General features: G+C 68.0%; 5 protein-coding genes and 2 pseudogenes. 1 reads left to right on the top strand and 6 read right to left on the bottom strand.

Annotated elements, in window-relative coordinates:
* Positions 1 to 75: 75 nt before the first annotated feature.
* From WME90_RS43380 to WME90_RS43405, 6 genes and pseudogenes are all read right to left on the bottom strand, one after another.
* Positions 76 to 945: a CPBP family glutamic-type intramembrane protease gene (locus tag WME90_RS43380; RefSeq protein WP_437277967.1), complete on the bottom strand. Its 870-nt coding sequence runs from the start codon at positions 943 to 945 to the stop codon at positions 76 to 78.
* 154 nt (positions 946 to 1,099) lie between these two features.
* Positions 1,100 to 1,876 (bottom strand): annotated as a pseudogene (locus WME90_RS43385) (SDR family NAD(P)-dependent oxidoreductase); the annotation flags it as partial.
* A 591-nt stretch (positions 1,877 to 2,467) separates the two neighbouring features.
* Positions 2,468 to 11,140 (bottom strand): annotated as a pseudogene (locus WME90_RS43390) (SDR family NAD(P)-dependent oxidoreductase); the annotation flags it as partial.
* The gene (gene fabD, locus WME90_RS43395) at positions 11,137 to 13,062 is read right to left on the bottom strand and encodes an ACP S-malonyltransferase (RefSeq protein ID WP_437277968.1); all 1,926 of its coding nucleotides are present in this window, start codon (positions 13,060 to 13,062) and stop codon (positions 11,137 to 11,139) included. The gene fabD and the pseudogene WME90_RS43390, both read right to left, overlap by 4 nt.
* A 212-nt stretch (positions 13,063 to 13,274) precedes the next feature.
* A complete protein-coding gene (locus tag WME90_RS43400) occupies positions 13,275 to 14,072 on the bottom strand; it encodes a tyrosine-protein phosphatase (RefSeq protein ID WP_437277969.1) in 798 nt (265 codons plus the stop codon).
* Positions 14,073 to 14,079: 7 nt separating this feature from the next.
* Complete coding sequence (locus WME90_RS43405; RefSeq protein WP_437277970.1) at positions 14,080 to 14,829, bottom strand: polyketide synthase; 750 nt, start codon at positions 14,827 to 14,829, stop codon at positions 14,080 to 14,082.
* A gap of 544 nt (positions 14,830 to 15,373) precedes the next feature.
* Between WME90_RS43405 and WME90_RS43410 the strand changes: the two genes are divergently transcribed.
* On the top strand, positions 15,374 to 19,654 hold the full coding sequence (locus WME90_RS43410) for a beta-ketoacyl synthase N-terminal-like domain-containing protein (RefSeq protein WP_437277971.1): 4,281 nt from the start codon (positions 15,374 to 15,376) through the stop codon (positions 19,652 to 19,654).
* Positions 19,655 to 19,700: the final 46 nt, after the last annotated feature.

Genomic DNA, 19,700 nt, shown 5'->3' on the forward strand with positions numbered 1-19,700 from the left:
AAGCCTTGCGACCGGGGTGCACGCTCCTGGCGATGGCACGACGGGCTGATGAGCCCGTTCAGAACCCGCGCTGCCTCAGGGCACCGGCGGGTCCGCGAGGCGCGCAGGCACGCCCGCGAACCCGGGGGCTCCGCGCTCCCGTCCCTTCGACCAGAAATAATACCCAATCACGCCGATGCTCAGAAAGACGAGCATCACGATGACCTCTCGGAGGTTTCTGTGGTGATTCAGGGTGTCGGTGCCCGACCGGACGGCGACGTAGTTGAAGAACGAATTGTTCACGATGTGCGCCGTCCAGGAGCTCCACGAGCTGTTCGTGATCGTGTCCACGAGGCCGAACGCGAATCCAATGATGGCGGCCGCGATGGTGATGCCTATCGACAGCGCGATGAAATGGCCCAGGTCCAGGCGGCCATCGTGATAATCCTTGAGGGTCCAGACGATCTGCCACAAGCCAAAGAAGAGCGCTTGGGCGAGGTTCGTCTTGAGGGTCCTCTCCCGGAGCATGATCCCGCGGAACAGCCCCTCTTCCATCGCCGAGTTGATCAGGTTCGAGGCGAGCAGGGTCAACGCGAATGTCAGGCCGCCGCTGACCGCATACTTCGTTTGCAACGACAGGCCCAGGGCCGTGATGATCACCCTAGGGTTCTCGCCCGCCATGTGCAGCAGGAGGAGCTCCGTCGAATAGGCGAGGAAGAAGCTGAACAGGATCGCGGCGCCGCCGAACCGCAGGCCCTTCAGCATGTCGCGCCCTGCAAAGCCGATCTTGCCGGGCGTTTGCTTCGTGATGACGAGATAGGCGATGATGACCAAGACGCCGAACATCTTCGTCAGGTTCAGCGTCTCCCAGGTCTGGGACGCGTGGATCAAGAAGACGTCGATCAGGCGAAAGCTGAAGCAGATCGTGAACAGCAGGGCGTTGACGCCCAGGAAAGAGACTCGCATGCAGGCCCCAGTCGTAAGTGTCCGGATTGAATGGACTATTCCGTGTCAAGCTCAACCGTGCGCTGGACTCGGAGTCCAGGTGGTCGGCTGAGATCGCCCCGCTTCGGTGAACGGCGGGGGCACGCCGTCTCGACTACGCCATGCCCTGCCGGGACTTCAGGAAGGCCAGCTGGTTCAGGGGCGTCGCGAGCAGCGTCTCCATCGCCCCCATCGCCTCCTCGGGCTCGATCGAGCCCATGCCGATCTGGGCCATCCTCGCCCGATAGACGTCGGAGGCCACGACGCCGATGCTCCCCCAGAAGCCCCAGTTGATCACCTTGACGGCGCAGGGCCACTGCCTGGCCAGCTGAGAGGCGAACGCGTCCTTGAACGTGCAGCCCGCCGCGTAGTTGCTCTGGCCCGGCGGCTTCAAGAACGAGTTCAACGACGAGAAGAACACCACGAAGTCGAGCGGCTCCTCCCGGAAGACCTGCGCGATGCGCACGCTCACGTCCACCTTCGCGGACAGCGCGGCCTCGAACTGGCTCTCCGGCATGTTCGCCAGGGAGTAGTCGCTCAGCACGATCGCCGAGTGGAGAACTCCGTGCACCGCCGCGTGGCGCCGCTTGATCTCCCGGTAGGCGCGGCGCAGATCCTCCTGGTCGGTCGCGTCGGCCGAGATGTACAGCGGCGCGGGGCCGAGGGCGGCCAGGCGATCCAGCTTGCCCTGGATCTCCGCATCCTTGGCGCGGCGGCCGATCCAGACCACATGGGCGCGGTGGTTCCGGATCATGTACTCCGTCCACGCATGGCCGATGCCGCCCGCGCCCCCGATCACCACGTAGACGCCCCCCGTGCGGTACGGGACCTTGTCCGCGAGCGACTCGGACGCTTCGAACGGTAGAAGCTGCTGCGCGTGCCACCTGCCGTGGCGGTACGCCTGCGCGTTGCCCTTCTCGTCCGGCGGCAGCCTGAACACCTCCGGCAGCGGCCAGGCACCCTCGCGCGGAAGATCGACAAGGCGAATGCGCCAGCCCGGGTGCTCCTTCGCCAGCGAGCCGATGAGCCCGTGGACGCTCGCGTGCGCCGGGTTGACCGCCTCGCGCGCGTGGAGCGCCTGGCTCTGGACCGTGATCACCGTCCAGCCCAGCGAGCGTGCCCCGTAGCCCAGGGCGAGCAGCGCCTTCACCATCCGGAAGCACTGCAGGACGCCACCCCGCTGCGACGCGATGATCGCCTCGTCATCGGCGCCGCTGACGGGCGCATCCGGCGCCACCCAGATCACGTGCTCGATCGAACCGCACGCGCGCAGCTTGCTCGTCACCGTCTCGACCGTATCGTGACGGCCGAGCTCCACGATCTGCGCCGCGGGGTGGTGTTGCTCGATCATCGCTCGGCTGCGTCCCGGCTCGGCGATGAGGACCACCCGCTCGGTCGGCGCGGGGTGCTGCGGGCCGCCTTCCACCTGCACCGGCGCCCAGACAGGGCTGAGCATGACGGCCTGCTCCTGCGCTTGCGGGCGGGCTGCTTCGGCGCTCGGCTGCTCCTCCAGCACGCGAGAGGCGAACCCCTTCATGCGCACGCACACCGTGCCGTGCTCGTCGCACAGGTCGATGTCCAGCTTGCGGGTGCTGGCATCCGAGTCCGAGCTGTCGGTCAGCACCGCCCACATGTTCTGCGGACAACGGGAGAAGATCTCCAATCCATCCAGCGAGAACGGCAGCACCGTCCGGCGCACCCGGTGCGGGTCGGCGGCGAAGTCCAGCGCGATGCCGATCCCGACCTGGATCGGCGAGTCCAGCATGCTCGGGTGCAGCACGAAGTCGTGCTCGGTCGGCTCGGCCGGCGCCGGCAGCGAGAACCTGGCGAGCGTCTCGCCCGCTCCGAAATAGACCGCCTCGACGCCTTGCAGCGTGGGGCCGTGACGGTAGCCCTTGGCCTGCATGGTCTCGTAGAACTGCTCGTGGGTCATCGCCTTCCTCACGCAGCGCGCCCGGACGGCCGCGAGATCGACGAACGGAGCCGCCTGCGCTCCGGCGATCGAGACGAGCCCCTGGGAGAAGGGGGACTCCTCTCCTTCCACCGCGTCCTCCGCGCCGTCATGGATCGAAAACCGGAAGGTGTGATCCCCTTGCGGCTCCAGCGCGACGTGAACGCGCTGCGCCTTCGTGTGGACGACGATCGGCTGGATCCAGACCACATCGTGGAGGCGAATCGCCCTGGCCTCGGCGCCGGCAGCCTCCACCGCCTGGGCGATGGCGGCGCGCGCCATCTCCAGGTAGGCGACGCCCGGGAGGATCAACCGCCCGCCGACGATGTGATCGGCAAGGAAGAACTCCCGCCCATCGAACGTCGACGAGAACCGGAGCTTGTCCACGCTCGAGGTGTTCTCGTGCACGAGCGGGTGAAGGACGGCCCTAGCCACCGAGCCCGGCCGCGTCGCGGCCCTCTCGGGCAGGGCGCGAGCGGCGCTGGCGCTCGGGGCCCCCGTCGCCGTCTCCGGCAGCCAATAGCGCTCCTTGGCGAACGGATAGACCGGCAGGGAGATCCGCCGAGGCTTTGCTTCGCCGTAGAGCCGGCTCCACCCCAAGGACAGGCCGGATGCCCAGAGCTTGGCCAGCTTCGCGTGCTTCTTCTGGCGCAACCATTTGTCGACGATCTCCTGGAGATCCTCTTCCTCGTCGCCGAACACGCCAAGGAGCCCCCGGCCACCGTCCGCCTGACCGCGAACCACGCCGTCGGTCTCCGGACGGCCCTCAAGGAAGCCGTCGAGCTTCTCCGCCACCTCTCGAACAGAGCTCGCCACCAGCGCCAGGCGCTCCTCCATCTCCTCGCGCCCCACCTGGAGCGTGTAGGCGATGTCCACCAGGTCTTCGTCCGTGTATCGGCCGGACTGGATCGCCTCGGCCAGCTGCCTCGCTCGTTCGCGCAGGCGGCCCTCGTTCCTGGCGGACAGGACGATCACCACCGGCAGGGCCTCGGGGGCGCTCGCGCGGCCGCTTTTCGCCGGGGTGTGCTCCTCGACAAGGACGTGGGCGTTCGAGCCGCCCGCTCCGAACGAAGAGATCGCGGCGATGCGCGGGTATTCCTTCTCGACCCCGTCGATCGCCACCACGGGTCGTCTCCACTCGGTCAGCTCTTGCGGGACGACGAACGGGGTGTGCGCCAGATCGAGGTTCGGATTCTTCACCGCCGAGTGCAGGGACGGCGCGATCTGCCGATGTTGCATCTGGAGCAGGACCTTTGTCAGCCCCGCGATGCCCGCGCTGGCCTCGAGGTGCCCGATGTTCGACTTGACCGAGCCGATCGCGCAATACGCTCGCTCGCGGGTCTGCCTGGAGAAAGCCTTTGTCAGCCCGGTGATCTCGATGGGATCGCCCAGGGCCGTCCCGGTTCCGTGAGCCTCGATGTAGGAGATCGCGCGCGGGTGGACCTGACCCTGCTCCAGCGCCTCCCGGATCATCTCGGCCTGGGCGTTCGGATTCGGCACGGTGTAGCCGTTGGTCTTGCCACCGTGGTTGACCGCCGTCGCCTTGATCACGCCGTAGATGTGATCGCCGTCCTGCACGGCCTTGTGCAGCGGCTTCAACAGCACGGCCCCCACGCCCTCGCCGGGCACGTAGCCGTCGCCGCCCGCGCCGAAGCTCCGGCAGCGGCCGTCGGAAGAGAGGAAGTTGTTCTGGCTGAGGAAGAGGTACTTGCTCGCTCCGACCGACAGGTTCACCCCGCCCGCGATCGCCAGCTCGCTCTCGCCGCTCCGGATGCTCTGGCAGGCCAGGTGCAGGGCCGTGAACGACGACGAGCAGGCCGTGTCGATCGCCATGCTCGGACCCCTGAAGTCGCAATAATAGGAGACGCGGTTGGCGATGCTGTAGAGCAAGGTGCTCGGTCCGACCGGATCGCCGTGCTGGCGCGCCAGCACGGCCAGCTCCAGGTACGGCTGCCAGAGCGCGCCGACGAACACGCCCACCTTGCTGCCGCGCAGGCCCTGGCGGGTGTACCCGGCGTCCTCCAGCGTGTGCCAGACCGTCTGGAGGAAGAGCCGCTCCTGCGGGTCGAGCAGCTCGGCCTCGCGCGGCGAGATGTTGAAGAACAGCGGGTCGAACTTGTCGACGTCGTCGATGAAGCTGCCCCACTTGCTGTACAGCTTCCCCGCGCCCCGGTCCGGGTCATGGAACGGGGCGTAGTCGAAGCGATCGGGCGGGATCTCTTCGATGCTGTCGCGGCCCGCCTTCAGGTTCGCCCAGAAGGCCTCCAGCGTGTCGGCGTGCGGATAGCGCCCGGCCACCCCGATGATCGCGATCTCGCTGGGGGCGGGCGCCGCCGCGACGGGCGCCACCGGGACGGGCTCGATCTGCTTCACCCGCGCGGGGAGCGGGGCGAAGATCGGCTCCGCAGCGCGCGTCGGCTCTGCCGCACGCGCCGGCTCCGCAGCACGCGCCGGCTCCTCGCTCGCCGGCGGCGCCCCGAGCTTGCTGGAGAGCGCCTGCCGGTGCTCCTCCACGAAGTAGTCGGTCAGCTCGCCGAGGTTCTTGTATTCGAAGAAGAGCGTCTTCGATAGCTCGCCGCCGAGCTCGTTCTCCAGCACCTTGTTCAGCTCCAGGATCATCACCGAGTTGATCCCGTACGACTCGAACGACTCTCCCGGCTTGAGGGCGGAGGGCTCGATGCCGATCGCCGGAGCGAGCAGCCTGCGGAGGAGCTCCTGCGCGCGCTGGCGGAGGTCCGCTGCGCCCGCCGCCGCGGCGGGCTCGCCCGCGGCCGCCATGGCTGGCGCCGGCCCCGGAGCCGGCGCGGACGCGCCCGGCGGGCGGAGCTTGCCGGCGAGCGCCTCGCGATGCTCCTCCGCGAGGTAGCTGGAGAGCTCGGCGAGGTTCTTGTATTCGAAGAACAGGGTCCGCGACAGGTCGCCGCCGAGCTCGGTCTCCAGGACCTTGTTCAGCTCCAGGATCAGCACGGAGTTGATGCCGTACGCTTCGAACGACTCGTCCGCTTTGAACGCGGCCGGCTCGATGCCGAGGACCGGAGCGAGCAGGTTTCTCAGGTACGCCAGCACGCGCGGCCGGAGGTCGGCCGTGCTCGCTGCGGGCGCGGCCACGGCGACCTGCGGGGCCGTCTCCCTGGAGGAGACGGTCGTCTTCAACACGAAGTCCGTCAGCTTGGCGAGCACGTGGCCGGACTCGTCGCACACGGTCAAGTCGAACTTCTTGATGTCCCGGTTGCTGGCGGTCTTCGGGCTGACCTGCGAGTACACGAGGCATCGCCTAGGAATCGGGCGCAGCACCTCGATGCGCTCGATCGCGATCGGGATGAAATCGCGCTGATCGTCGCCGTGGAACCGGTTGTTGATGATCGCTGTCTGGAAGACGCCCGTCAGCATGGTCGGGTGCAGGAGGTAGTCCCAGTAGGTCTCCTCTATCGACTCCGGCAGCTCCAGCGTCGCCAGCGCCTCCCGCTCGCTGAGCACGATGTCCTGCATCGGCATGAACGTCGGGCCGACCTTCAAGCCCTCTGCGTGGATCTGCTCGTACACCTCCTCGCGCGTCCGGCGGGCGATGCAGCGCCTTCGGATGGCCGCCAGGTCCAGGACGGCGGCCGCCCCGCCCCCCTCCTCGAACGAGGCATAGTGGATGGAGCCGGTCGCGTGGGTGACCTGCTGCCCCGCCTCGTCCTTGCTGTAGATGGTGTAGTCCGCTCTCCCATCCTTCCGCTGCAGATCGAGGTACGCGATGAACGGCTCGCCGCTGGAGGACAGCTGCTTCGCCCAGTAGTTGTTTGTCAGCCTGACGACCTTCTCGCCGGGCTGCGCCAGGCAGCCGGCCTGGCGCGCCATCTCGATGTAGCAGGCGCCGGGCACGTTGTACTTGCCGCCCACCACGTGGTCGACCATGTAGAACTCGCGGTTGTCGTAGCGGCGCTGGAAGGCCCCCTGGCTCGCGTCCGACCTGTCGAGATCGATCAGCCCCGTGCTGCGGTAGAGCGCGCCCGTGGCACCGAGCCTGGCATAACTCTGCAGCGCCTCGTCCCGCTTGTCCTTCAGAATGTGATCCTCGATCTGCTGAGGTGTCCCGTAGTCGAACAGCAGCGTCGGCTTGAAGTCGATCGCGAAGGTGTGGTTGAGGAGCCGTGTCATCGTGAGCAGCGCGAGCGACTCGGCCCCGAGCTCCGCGAAGGACGTGTTGCCCCGGACCTTCCCGGGCGGGATCCGGAAGGCCTGGGCGACGATGCCGTGAAGATCTCTCCGGACGAGCTTCGGGAGCAGCTCCTCCGGCGCTCCGCCCGCCGCCGGGCGCTCCTCGACGTGGAAGTGATGGTCGATCTTGGCCTTGTCCCCCTCGATCCCGGCGAGCTGTCCCAGGCCCTGGCCTCCGGCCATGCGGAGCGCCTTCTCGAACAGGGCGAGGCCGCTCTCCGTGGAGAGCGGCTGCATGCCGAAGACGCGCAGCAGGTGCTGCTTCTCCTCGGCCGTGACCTGCATGCCGCCGCTCGCCCAAAGCGGCCAGTTGATCGCCAGCGTGAGGCCGCTCCGTCGGTTCTCCGCCGCCAGCTGCCCGCGGTAGGCGGCGAAGTGATCGATGAAGCCGTTGCCGGAGGCGTAGGCGCACTGCCCCTGGTTCGGCATCAGCGAGGCGACCGACGAGAACATCACGAAGAAGTCGAGGCCGTCCTCGGCCGTCGCGCGATCCAGAAGCGCCGTCCCCTGGATCTTCGGGTTGATGACCCTCTCGAACGACTCGGCCGACTGGCGCAGGATGAAGCTGTCCTCGATGACGCCGGCGGCGTGGAGCACGCCGTTGATCGGTCCGAGCTGCTCCCGCGCCGCGCCGACAGCGCTCATCAGGGCTCGCTCGTCTCCGATGTCGGCCTGTAGATAGATGGCCGACCCACCGAGCTTTCCGATCGACTCCAGCAGGGCGTCGATCTTTCCGTCCCGCGCCCGCCGGCCGATCAGGGCCAGTCGCGCCTGCGAGGTCCGCGCGAGGAGCTCGGCGAAGACCTGGCCAAGCCCGCCCGTTCCTCCGGTGATCAGGTAGACCCCGCCTCTCCGGAGCGGGACGTCTCGCTCCGGACCGGTCACGGCCACGCTGGTGATCGCGCGCGAGAAGCGCTGGCCACCTCGGTAGAGGACCTCGTGAAGGGGCGCGGCCTGGAGGCGCAGCTCGTTGCGCAACGCCCCCCGCCAATCGACGCCCTCGTCGAAGCCGACCACCTCGAGATCGATGCGCGGATACTCGTACTTCAAGGTGCGGGCCAGGCCGCCCGCCGCGAACAGGTACGGCAGCTCCGCGGCCCCGAGATCCGCGCCGACATAGAGGAGCTTGATCGCGTGCTTCAACCTGGCCTTGATCAGCGCCTGAGCCAGCACCAGCAGCGTCCGCAGATCTCCACGGCCCGGATCGACCGCCCGGACGATGACGTGGCTGAAATCGAACTGGCTCGAGCGCAGGCCTGCGAGCGCGCTCGCGACCTCCTCCGGACCATCGGCCTCGCCCAGCTGCAGCGCGCGGTGCGGGGTGCCGGCGTCGAGCTCGACCTCGCCGTTGATCAGGAGCGCCCCCGAGACGGCGGGGGCGCCGGCGGCTCCCGGGTCCTCGCGCCATCCGGCGGTGTAGTAGTGGATCGCGTCCCGGTCCTTCTCCAGGGCACGCTTTGTGAGCTTGCGCAGCACGGCGAGCACCTGCCCGCGGCCGTCGCAGTAGTACACGTCGAAGGCGATAACGCCCTTCGCGGCGGTCGGCTGCTGCTTCACGTAGTAATGGCGCACGTCCGAAAGGCGGCTCGCCCTGTGGAAGCTCTCCGCGAGATAGGGCACGAACTGCGTGCCGCCCGTCGTCTCGTTGCTGGCGCTCAGCCCGACTGCCGACTGAAAACCGCCGTCCAGGATGCCCGCCGCGCAGCGGCCCGCGTTCTCCAGGTCGACCGTGCCGACCGCCTCCTGCTCGTTCCAGCGAAGCGTCTCGAGGACCTGGAACGATGGGCCGTACTCGAGGCCGTTGCGGGCGAACAGACGGTAGAGCTCTTCCTTCCCGCTCGATGACGTGCAACGCGCGAGGATCGCCTGGAGATCGAGCGTCTCGCTCGGCGGGAGCGCCGGCTGCGCTTCCACGCTGCCGCGGCAGTGCACCTCGGCGCCGGTCTTGATCGTGAAGATCCGGCCCGCCCGCTCGATCGTCAGCGCCTGCGGGGCGTCGCCGAAGCGGGTGGGCTTCAGCCAGTACACGTTCGAAAAGTTGAAGGCCTGCGCCTCCGGCGGCAGGTCCTGGCGGACCAGCTCCAGGTACCCCACGGCGGGGAGCATCTTCTCGCCCCGAACGACATGGTCTCGGACCATCTCCTCGGCGGGAGAGACCGTGACCGCGCGAGCACCGGTCGCCGCGGGCCGCTCGGCGGGGCCTTCAGCGGGTGCCGGCTTGCCGGCAGGGGCAGGGGCAAGCGCGGGGGCAGGGGGGCTCTCCTCGAACCAGCAGCGCTGCCTGGCGAACGGATAGCCGGGGAGGGAGACGCGCTGTCCATGGAACGACGCGACATCCCACTCGACCTCGGCCCCGTTCACCCAGCCCTCCGCGAGCTCCGCGAGGTCGCCCGTCATCGGGGCGTGGCCCTGGCTCTCGGACGCCGTCCCCGCGTAGCACGACGCAGGGAGCTCGCCCCGGAGGAAGCGCTCCAGCTGGTCCGCGAGCTCTTCCGTGCTCGTCGCGATGCACGCGAGCCGCTCGGGGAACTCGGCTCGACCGAACATCAGGGTGAACGCGATGTCCCCCAGCGGCTGCTGCTTGCCCTCCTCCGAGCGGAGGTGATCGAGGAGCTGCTGCGCCTGCGCGCGGACCCGCCCCTCCCTGGCGGAGAGGAGGAGCAGCTCCTTCCCGGCGCTCTTTTCGCGGCGCGGGGTCCTCTTCGGCGGCTCTTCGAGGATGACGTGCGCGTTCACGCCGCCCATGCCGAACCCGCTGACGGCCGCCTGCCTCGGCTGCACCTCGCCATCGAGCTCCCGCGCCCTCCACTCGGCGCTCCGCTCGAGGATGTAAAACGGCGACCCCTCCAGGTTGATGTAGGGGTTGAGCTCGTTGAAGTGCACGACCGCCGGGAGCACGCCGTGCTTCATCGCGAGGAGGACCTTGATGATCGAGGCCATGCCCGCGGCGCTCTCCAGATGGCCGATGTTCGTCTTCACCGACCCCAGCCCGCAGGTGTGGTCGAGCGGCGCGATGCCCTTGTCCTCGAAATACTGCGCGTACGCCTTCTTCAGGGCGTTGATCTCGATCGGGTCCCCCAGGGGAGTTCCCGTGCCGTGCGCCTCGATGTACGTGATGTTGCGCGGGTCGACGTCGGCCTTCTTCAGGGCGGTATAGACGACCTCCGCCTGCGCGGACACGTTGGGCGCGGTGAGGAAATTGGCCTTCCCGCCGTGGTTCACCGCCGTCGCCTTGATGACGCCGAGGATGTGATCCTGGTCCACGAGCGCCCGGTCGAGCGCCTTCAGCACCAGGACGCCGACGCCCTCGCCCCGCACGTACCCGTTGGCCGCCCGGTCGAACGTCTTGCACTGCCCGTCCGCCGACAACATGCCTGACTTCGCGTGGGAGATGTACATCCGGGGGCTCAACAGCGCGTTGACGCCGCCCACGAGGGCCACCTCGCACTCGCCGTCCCGGAGGTCGCGGGCGGCGTTGTGCAGCGCGACAAGGGAGCTGGAGCAGGCCGTGTCGATCGCCTCGCTGGGGCCGCGGAAGTTGAAGAAGTACGAGACCCGGTTGGCCAGGATCGAGTGCACGGTCCCGGTGGAGACAAACGCGCTGATCTTGGTCCCGATCAGCTCTGCGTAATCGTTCTTCGAGACGCCGGCGTAGACGCCGACGCTCTTGCCCGACAGCTCCCTCGGCGCATAGCCGGCGTCCTCGATCGCGTGCCAGGCCGCCTCGATGAACAGGCGGTGCTGCGGATCGATGTAGTTGGCCTCTTTCGGCGAGATCGAGAAGAAGCGCGGATCGAACTTGTCCACGTCCTCGATGAAGCCGCCCCACTTGCTGTTGGTCTTGTTCTCCTCCTTCTGCGGATCGCCGAAGTAGTCCTCCCACCGCCAGCGATCCGGCGGGACGGTGCGGATGGCGTTCTTGCCCTGCGCCAGGTTGCGCCAGTACTGCTGAGGGCCCGCCGCGTCGGGAAACCGGCAGGCCATCCCGATGATCGCAATGTCCTGTTTTCGTCCGGTGGTCATGACCGTGCTTCCCGGCGGATCGTCGCGGTGAGCTTGGTCAGGACGTTCCCAGGCCCGACCTCCTGGATGTCGATCTCGCCCAGCGCGAGCAGGTAACGCATGCTGTCGAACCAGTTGACCTGGTGCGTGAGCTGCTTGACGAGGTTCCGCTTGGCCTCGGCTTGCTCGTACGGCCTGGCGTGGATGTTCGAGATGACGGGGATCGACAGGGGCGAGAAGGTGAAGGTGTCGAGGTACTCCTCGAAGCTCCGCTCGGCGATCGCCATGTAGCGCGAGTGGAACGCGCCGCTCACCTTCAGCGGGATGTACGCGCGCACGCTCGCGGCCTCGAAGACCGGCTGGGCCTTGACGATCTCGTCCTTCAGCCCGGCGATGACGATCTGGCCGCTCGAGTTGTAGTTCGCGATGTCGATGCCGGTCAGCCCGTTCTTCACCAGCACGTCCTGCACCTGGCCCTTCGTCAAGCCGATGACGGCGGCCATGCCGCCGCCCCGCGCCTGGCTCATCAGCTCGCCGCGCTTCTTGACGAGCTTCAGCCCGGTCTCGAAGTCGAAGACCCCCGCCGCGAACAGCGCGTTGTATTCGCCCAGGCTGTGGCCTGCCACGTAGTCCGGGGTGACCCCCGTCTCCCTCACCTTCTTCAGGTAGCTCAGCGCGTTGACCACGTAGAGGGCCGGCTGGGTGTACTGGGTCTGGCCCAGGCGCTCGTCCGGGTTGTTCAGGCAAAGGTCCTTGATCGAGTAACCGAGGATCCGGTCGGCCCTCGCCGTCAGGTCGGCGAGCTCGTCGAACAGGGCGCCGCCCATGCCACGCGCCTGCGAGCCCTGTCCCGGGAACACGCAGGCGGTCAGCTGGCGCGCCGGCTGCGCCTTCACGGGGGCGGCGGCTGGAGCCACGGGGGCGGCGGGAGCCACGGGGGCGGCGGCGGGGGCCGGGGGCCGCGCGGGCGCCGGGGCCTGTCCTGAGCGCGCCCACTGTTCCACGATGAGGTTGAAGTTCCTCACGTCCTGGTGGAACATCGTCATCGTCGCGAACCCCGCCGACTGCGTACGCGGCGTGATGTTTCGCTTGATCACGGTCGCCAGCGTGCCCGCCGGGCCGAGATCCAGGTACACGTGGTTCTGCTGCCGCTCCAGCTCCATCAACGCCTTGGGCAGCTGGATCGGCTGGCGGATGACGTCCCAGAAGTAGCGTTGCGGCACCCGCCCGAGCGGCCTCCCGTCGACCGACGAGATCATCGGTATGCGCGGCGCGCCGAGCGCGGCCGCGTCGAGGATTCGCTGGAAGTGGGGGCCCGCCGGATCGATCAGCGATGAGTGGAACGCCTGGGTGACGGGGAGGGAGACGCAGACGATGTCGTGCCTCTTCAGGTGGCCCTCGATCTCCAGCAGGCGATCCTGCGCGCCGCTCACGACGAACTGGGCGTCGAACATCACCGCGCCCAGCTCGCTGTTCCGGGAGAGCACGGGGTCCCGGTGATAGAGCTCGGGGTCGTGGATGACGGCGAGCATCCCGCCGGGTCGAGCGTGGGTCTCCAGCGCCTTGGCTTGCTGGATCAAGAGGTCCAGAGCATCCTCGGCCGGCAGGGCGCCCGCCACCGCCGCCGCCGCGAGCTCACCCATGCTGGTGCCGACGACGTAGTCCGGCCGGACCCCGCGCTCGATCAGCGCCTGCGCCAGGGCGTACTCCACCATGAAGATCGCCGGGTGCGTGTACAGCGTGCGGTCGAACCTGTCGCTGAGCCGCTTCTTCTCGTCGTACAGGTGGTCCACGAGGGAGACGTCGATCGTCGACTTCACCCGCTCGTCCAGGCGGAGCAGGCACTGCCGGAACGCCGGAACCTCCCGGAATAGCTCCTTGCCCATCTGGTAATACTGCGAGCCTTGACCAGAGAACATGAAGACGATCGGTCGCGTTGTCATTGTTCGATTCGCCTTTCGGAGGATGGCTGCGTCGCTTTCCAGAGGGTCGAACGCAACCACGGCCGCCCGGCGCTGCACCATGTGGCCACGGAGGTCCTCGATCGGGGCGGCTGCGAGGGGCCTCCTTTCATGACGTGGGCACTCGAGGTTACAATCGGCTTACGGTCTCGCTCCCTACCCTCGTGGCGTTCGCGGTCCCGCCGCCGGAGAGCTCACGTGAGGAGCCGGTCCTTGAGCTTTTGCAGCGTGTCGTGTTCGAGCCCGCAAGCCTCGCGGAGGTAACCCTCGATAGCACCGTACTGTTTCACGATGTTTTCGTGCACCTCGTTCAGGAACTCGGGGTGCGCCATCAGGATCAACCTTAAGCGCTCTTGCGAAACCTGGGCCAGCGTCGCGACCCGCATCACCTTGATGAGCTTCTCCAGGCGCGGCCCGAAGTAGTCGTTCGTCCGCAGGTAGTCCTCCATCACCACCTCGTAGGGCACGCCGACCAGCAGCTGGATCACGGCCGCCAGGAAGCCGGTGCGGTCCTTGCCCGCGGTGCAGTGGATCAAGGCCGGGAGGTTCTGCTCCTCGGAGAGGAGCGTGATGATCTCGCGGACGCGACCCGTCTGCTCGAACGCCATGTGGTGGTAATAGCCTCTGCTGAACTCCCGGAACCGGTCGTCGCCGGTCTTGCCGAACAGGAAGCCGAGCAGCTTCTTGCGGCTGCCGTCCTGGGTCGCCTGCTCGTGGAGGGGGACACAGACCGTCCGGATCGATCCATCCGGCAGGCGCAGCCGCTTCTTCTGGCTCTCCTCTGGAGAGCGCAGATCGCAGATCAGCTTGATGCCGAGCCCCCGCAGCTTGACGAGGTCTCCGGCGTCCAGGCGATGCGGCGCGTCCGAGCGGAACAGCACGCCGGCCCGGACCGCCCGGCCGTCCGCCGTCTTCAGGCCGCCGATGTCGCGGAAGTTCGATAGCTTCTGGAAGGGGTGAACGACCTCTTTGATCTCGCGGGCGGCCGCCATCTCTCGTCTATCTCCCAAACAGCGCGTCGATGCGCTCCTTGACCTCGGGCGAGTGGAACGTCGCCTCGTGCATCTGCACTTCCCGCGCGATAGCGGCCGGCAGCTCCGCGCGCAGGCTGGCGACCAGGTTGTCCTTGAGCAGGATGAGCGAGAGGCGCGGCTTCTCGGCCAGGGAGCGAGCCACCTCCAGGGCCAGGGTCAGCGCTTCGTTGCGAGGTACGACTCGGAACGGCACGCCGCGCCGCTCCAGCTCGGCCCCCATGTACCGGCCCGCCGTGAACAGCATCTCCTCGCCCAGGCTGAGGCCCAGCTTCTTCGGCACGATGTACGTGGCCCCCATTCCCGGGGTGAACCCGAAGTTCATGTAATTGCACGTGTAAACGCTCTCCCGGCTCAGGAGCACGACGTCCGCGAAGAGCCCCATCGCGAAGCCCGCGCCGATGCCGTGCCCCTGCATGGCCGCGATCACGGGGACCCTACAGTCCAGCGCGAGGCTGTGGAGTTTCAGGTCGGTGAACTGCAGGTCTCCGCCCTGTATGCTGAGCAGCCCGTCCTTCGTGCCGCCGGTGCAGAAGTAGCTGTCGTAGCCGGTGAGGATCACCGTCTTGCAGCGCTCGTTCTCGCCGATCGCGGCGAACGCCTGGTGCAGCGCCGTCACCAGCTCCCGGGAGAGCGCGTTTTTCCGGACCCGGTCCTGCATCGTGACCTGGACGATGCCGGGCTCGATCTCTCGCGCGTCGATGACGGGGTCGGACATGGGTGCAAGATCCCGCTCGGCTGAGCAGGTTTTCGACGGGGAGCGTGGCTGGGTGAGGCGTAGAGGCCCAGATGCCTCGATGATTGCGTCGTTCAGACGTACCGACGCGGCCCCAGGTTCCCGGTTCGCCCCGATCGCGAATGCCAGGACAAACCATAGTACCACAGATAAAGGAGCAGGTTCAAGCTTGGCCGCTGCCATTAAATAATTTCATTGAAAGCGGATGGTCTTGACAAGAGACTGTAACACGGGTAGCACGTGCGATCTGCGGGCGTGTACTCAGTAGAGTACCTGACATTCGCAGAAGCAGAGTGGAGGCGGTACCCCGGGAGGACCTCGTGATCGGGTCATCCGGGGTGGAGGCTGAAGTGCCACAGATGGCGTGGCGCGGGCGTGCGCAGCGGGCGCGGGCTGATGCCGGCGATTCAGCGATTGGGCAGGTCAATGCCTGGGGCAGCGACGGGACCATGCTCTCTCCCGGAGGACGACCGGCCGCGGCCATCCCCGATCCGAAGCTGGACCCGATCGCGGAGGCGTGGTTCGGATGATCTCACTGAATGAGGCTCTCGGAGTTGACATAAGCGAACGACTCTTTGCTTTCGGGGAGCGTTATCCCTCGGTCATCGAGCAGCTGGTCAAGCGCCTGACCGAGTCGTCCCCCGGCGTCGACCCGGCCAAGCCGAGCCTGGGTGCCCAGCTCCGGGAGCTCGACGAGCTCCTCTACGAGCTGCTGGTGCACCAGCTGCTGTCGATCGACCTGATCGAGCAGCCGGGCCGGCTGGATCCCCGCCATCAGCTCTGGTTCCGGGAGACGTGGCGGCGCCTGCGCGATCGAGGCGTCCTCGTCGCGCAGGGCGGCCGGTTCACGGTCCCGGCCCTCCGCGCCGCGAGCGGAGCGGCCGCCTGGCAGCGCTGGGACCAGCGCAAGCCCGCGTGGCTGGCCGACCCGGATCTGAAGAGCAAGGTGGTCCTGGCCGAGGCGATGTTGCGGGCGCTGCCCGACATCCTGACGGGCCAGCGGCTCGCGACCGACGTGATGTTCCCCAATGCTTCGATGGAGCTCGTCGAGGGGGTGTACCGGGACACGTTTCCGGCCCGCCTCTTTAATGAAGTGCTGGCCGACGCGGTGGGGATCTTCATCCAGCAGCGCATGCAGCAGAGCGCGTCGGCAGAGGTGCGGATCCTCGAGATCGGCGCTGGTACCGGCGGTACGAGCGCCATCGTCCTCCACGAGCTGAGGCCGTATCGCCAGCATGTGGCAGAGTATTGTTACACGGACGTTTCGCGTGCGTTTCTGCTTCACGCGGAGACGAAGTTCGGGCGGGATAACCCGTTCCTGAGGTGCCAGCTCTTCAATGTGGAGCTCCCGGCCGCGGGGCAGGGCGTCGCGCAGGGGCAGTACGACCTGGTGATCGCGACCAACGTGTTGCACGCGACGAAAAACATCCGAAACACGCTGCGCAATGCGAAGGCGCTCCTGAAGAAGAACGGCCTGCTCCTTGTGAACGAGATCAGCGACGGGGCGCTCTGGCTGCACCTGACGTTCGGGCTCCTGGAGGGGTGGTGGCTGTCCCAGGATCCCGAGCTGCGCCTGCAGGGCAGCCCGGGCCTACCGCCCTCCATGTGGCGGGAGGCCCTCGAGATGGAGGGATACCGCTCGGTCCGCTTCCCGCTCGAGCGGCTGCACGAGTACGGTCACCAGCTGATCATCGCCGAGAGCGACGGTATCGCCCGCCAGCCGGCGCCGAGCGCGGCGGGCGCGAGGCCGCGCCCCGCGCCGCCGCCTCCACCCGGACCGCCGGCGCCGAGCGCGGCGCTGTCGGAGGAGCAGCTGCTGGACCAGGTGCGCGGGATCGTCCGTCAGGGCGTGAGCGAGGCGCTGAAGCTGGACGAACGCAGCATTCGCGACGACCGCAGCTTCGCCGACTACGGGGTCGACTCGATCATCGGCGTTCGCATGATGAACGCGCTCAACAAGAGGTACGGCGTCCAAATGCAGACGACGTCGCTCTTCGACCACGGCAGCGTGGACAAGCTGTCGCGGTTCATCGTGCGTGAGCTCAAGCACCAGCCGGCGCAGGCGTCGGCGCAGGTGCAGGCGCCGGCGCCGGCGCAGGCGCCCGAGCGACCGGCGCGGGTCGCGCGCAGCGCGCCGGGCGAGGTGGTCCCGGAGGGCTCCCTGCTCGATACGGTGAAGGCGGTCGTGCGCGAGAGCGTCGCCGGAGCCCTGAAGATGGATCCAGGCGGCATCCGGAACGACCGCAGCTTCGCCGACTACGGCGTGGACTCGATCGTCGGCGTCCGTCTGGTCAACACGCTCAACAAGCGGTGCGGCATCCAGATGCTGACGACATCGCTGTTCGACCACGGCAGCGTGGACAAGCTGTCGCAGCACATCGTCCGGGCGCACCGGCCCTCGCTGGCCTCGCCCGGACCCGAGGCGCCGCCTTCGGCCGTGCCAGCGCCCGAGGCGCCCCCGAAGGCGCCCGTGGCGCCCCTGCATTCGCCCGTGGCACCCCCGCAGGCGCCCGTGGCACGACCGCGGTGGGTCGAGAGCCAGGCTGCGAGCCCGCCCCCCGCGCCCGCTCCGCCCGTACAGGCGTACGCCGCGAGCGAGCGAGACATCGCGATCATCGGAATGAGCGGCAGGTTCGCTCGATCGCAGGACCTACGCGAGCTCTGGAGCCACCTCTCGGCCGGCGCGGACCTGGTCACCCCCATCACGCGCTGGGACCTGGCCGAGCGCTACCAGGGGACTCCGCTGGCGGAGAAGAAGAGCATCTGCAACGCGGGCGGCTTCCTCGATGACATCGACAAGTTCGATCCGCTCTTCTTCAACATCTCCGGCCTCGAAGCGACGTACATGGACCCGCAGCAGCGGGTCTTCCTCGAGGAGTCGTGGAAGGCCCTGGAGGACGCTGGCTATGCGGGCGACTCCGTGCAGGGCCTGCGATTCGGCGTCTACGTCGGGACGGCGGGCAGCGACTACAAGCGCCTGATCGACGAGAAGAGCAAGCTCCCGGCCCAGGTCTTCTGGGGCAACTCCAGCTCGATCCTCGCGGCCCGGATCTCCTACTACCTGGACCTGCAAGGCCCGGCGATCGCGGTCGACACCGCTTGCTCGAGCTCGCTCGTGGCCATCCACCTCGCGTGCCAGGGGCTCTGGTCGGGCGAGACGGAGGTCGCGCTCGCCGGAGGGGTGTTCATTCAATGCACGCCCGAGTTCTACGAGTCGACCGAGCGCGCCGGCATGTTGTCCCCGACCGGGCGGTGCCACACGTTCGACGAGCGGGCCGACGGGTTCGTTCCGGGCGAGGGCGTGGGCGTGCTCGTGCTGAAGCGCCTCGCGGACGCGGTCGCCGCCGGTGACCACATCCACGGCGTGATCCGCGCGTCGGCCATGAACCAGGACGGCCAGAGCAACGGCATCACCGCGCCGAGCGCGAAGTCGCAGGAGCGCCTGGTGCGCTCGCTGTACGACTCGTTCCAGATCGACCCCGAGAGCATCCAGATGGTCGAGGCGCACGGGACCGGCACCAAGCTCGGGGATCCGATCGAGCTCAACGCCTTGACCGATGCGTTCCGCTACTACACCCGGCGAGAGGGGTTCTGCGCCATCGGCTCGATCAAGACGAACATCGGCCACACGGCCACGGCGGCGGGCGTCGCGGGCATCCTCAAGATCCTGCTGTCGATGAAGCACGAGCAGATGCCCCCCTCGCTGCACTACCGCAACACAAACCCGAACATCCAGCTCCAGGGCAGCCCGTTCTACGTGAGCGACCGCCTGCGGCCATGGACGGTCGCGCCGGATCAGAAGCGGCGCGCGGTCGTCAGCTCCTTCGGCTTCAGCGGGACCAACGTCCACATGCTGATCGAGGAAGCGCCGACGGCGGAGCGCCGCCGCGCGCGCCAGCCGGCCCATCTGATCGCGCTGTCCGCGCTCAGCCACGCGCAGCTGCGGCAGCAGGCGGAGCGCCTCGCGGCGCGCTGCGAGGGGGAGCCGGGGCTCGACTGCGTCGACGTGAGCTACACGCTGATGGCGGGGCGCAAGCACCTGAATCACCGCCTCGCCTGCGTGGTGGGCTCCACGGGCGAGCTGGGCCAGGCCCTGCGGGAGTGGCTCGCGACCGGCCGCGCGCGGCAGGTGTTCCACGCGCAGGTCCCCGAGAACGGGGCGCGCGAAGAAGCGGAGCGCCGCCGCCACGGCAATCAGTGCATCGCGGAGTGCGCCGGGGCGGCCGAGGCCGCGCGCCGCGAGCGCCTCTCCGCCGTGGCCGAGCTGTACGTGCAGGGCTACTCGCTGGAGTACGGAAAGCTGTTCGAGGGGGAGGCCTACGGCCGGATCCCGCTGCCCACCTACCCGTTCGCCCGCGAGCGCTACTGGGTCCCGGAGGCATCCGCCCACTCGAAGACGCTGCAGAACGGCACGGCGCAGAACGGCGTGCTGCACAACGGGACATCGCACAACGGGGTGCTGCACAACGGCACGGTGCAGAACGGGGCGCTGCACAACGGCACGGTGCAGAACGGGGCGCTGCACAACGGCACGGTGCAGAACGGGACACCGCAGAACGGGGTACTGCACAACGGTACGGTGCAGAACGGGACACCGCAGAACGGGGCGCTGCAGAACGGCACGGTGCAGAACGGGGCGCTGCACAACGGTACGGTGCAGAACGGGACACCGCAGAACGGGGTGCTGCAGAACGGGCGGGCACACTCGTCCCTGGAGCAGCTCCTCGACGGCGTCCTGGACCAGTCCGTATCCATCGACGTCGCTGCTGCAGAGGCAAGGAAAGCCCTTCATTGGGGAGAGCTCTAGAGTGGATTTCCTGCGCTATGTCTTTGGAGAAGTTCAAAGCAAGCGG

The sequence above is a fragment of the Sorangium sp. So ce375 genome, from assembly GCF_051473855.1.
In the GTDB taxonomy this organism is placed as follows: domain Bacteria; phylum Myxococcota_A; class Polyangia; order Polyangiales; family Polyangiaceae; genus Sorangium.